The sequence below is a fragment of the Rhodobacter viridis genome, assembly GCF_003217355.1.
Taxonomy (GTDB): domain Bacteria; phylum Pseudomonadota; class Alphaproteobacteria; order Rhodobacterales; family Rhodobacteraceae; genus Rhodobacter; species Rhodobacter viridis.
The window spans coordinates 1-1,599 of record NZ_QJTK01000050.1 but is presented as its reverse complement, the minus strand read 5'-3'; the positions used below and the strand labels follow the sequence as shown (position 1 = coordinate 1,599).

1 protein-coding gene is annotated in these 1,599 nt (G+C 72.0%); it reads right to left on the bottom strand.

Going from position 1 to position 1,599, the window contains the following annotated elements; genetic code table 11:
• A partial coding sequence (locus tag C8J30_RS18220; RefSeq protein ID WP_110807486.1) for a heavy metal translocating P-type ATPase occupies window positions 1-1,599 on the bottom strand: 1,599 nt, incomplete at both ends.

Genomic DNA, 1,599 nt, shown 5'->3' with positions numbered 1-1,599 from the left:
GATGTCATCGGCCAGAAGCGCCACATCGGCCGCCTGCAGCGCGACCTCCGAGCCCGCCGCGCCCATCGCGATCCCCACATCCGCCCGCGCCAGCGCCGCCGCGTCGTTCACCCCGTCGCCCACGAAAGCCACCCGGCCCTTCGCGGTCAGATCGGCCACCAGACGCACCTTGTCCTCCGGGCGCAGATCGGCGTGGATCTCGTCGCCCGCAATGCCCAGCTCCGTCCCGATCCGCTCCGCCACCGGGCGGCGATCGCCGGTCAGCATCGCGATATGGCCGACACCCCCCGCCCGCAGCGCCGCAAGCCCCGCAGGCGTCGTCGCGCGCGGGCGATCCTCGCAGGTCACGCCGCCCAGGATCTTCGCGCCGCGACCCAGCAGAACCAGCGTCCGCGGCGCGTTTTCCAACACCGGCGGCAGCGCCAGATCCGCGCCCGCCCGCGCCCCCATCCGCGCCGCCAGCCGCGCATTGCCCGCCCAGATCACCCCCTCGTCATCGACGGCGACCATGCCCTCGCCCGGCACCGCCTTCGCCTCGCGCACCGGGGCGGGGGTCAGCCCGCGGGTTTCGGCCAGACGCCGGATCGCCTCGGCGATCGGATGTTCGGAATGCGCCTCGATGCCCGCCAGCCGGGCGAGGAAGGCGTCCTCGGACCCCTCGCAATGAATGTCGACGATCTCCTGCCGCCCGGTCGTCAGCGTGCCGGTCTTGTCGAAGGCGAAGGTCTCGACCTGCGCGAGCGTTTCCAAGGCCGCGCCGCCCTTGAACAGCACCCCGCCGCGGGCCGCGACCGAGAGCGCCGAGAGGATCGCCGCCGGGACGGAAATCACGATGGCGCAAGGGCTTGCGGCCACCAGCAGCGTCGCCGCCTTGTAAAGCGCCGCCTGCCAGCCAAGGCCCGTCGCGGCAAAGACGACAAAGGCGAGGATCGCGCCCGCGAGCACGGCGATGGTGTAGCGCTGCCCGAACCATTCCGAGAAGCGCTCCGACGGCGCGCGGGCGGCCTGCGCCTCGGTCACAAGCGCGATCATCCGCGCGACGGTGGATTCGCCGAGTTCGCGCCGCACTTCGATGGCGAGGACGCCGTGAAGATTGACCGTCGCTTCAAAGACTTGCGCGCCGGGCGCCTTGTGCACGGGGACGGATTCGCCGGTGATCGTGCTTTCGTCGATCGCGCCCTCGCCCTCGATGATGACGCCATCGACCGGCACGCGCGCGCCCGGGCGCAAGATCACGATGTCGCCCGGATGCAGCTCTTCGACGGCGACTTCGGTGACGGTCTCGCCCACGCGCCTCAGCGCGCGGTCGGGGCGCAGGTCCATCAGCGCCTCGATGGCGCGCCGCGTGCGGCCCATGGCGCGGTGTTCGAGCGTGGTCGACAGGCTGAAAAGGGTCAGCAGCACCGCCCCTTCGAGCGCGGCACCGACGGCGGCGGCGGCCAAGGCGGCGACGACCATCAGCAGGTCGATGTCGAGCTGGCGCTCCTCGATCAGCGCGCCGCCCGCCCGGATCGCCGCCGGAACGCCGCCCGTCAGGAAGACCGAGAGCATCGCAAGACCCTCGACCCAGCCCGCGCCAAGACCGGGAAAGATCCAGTG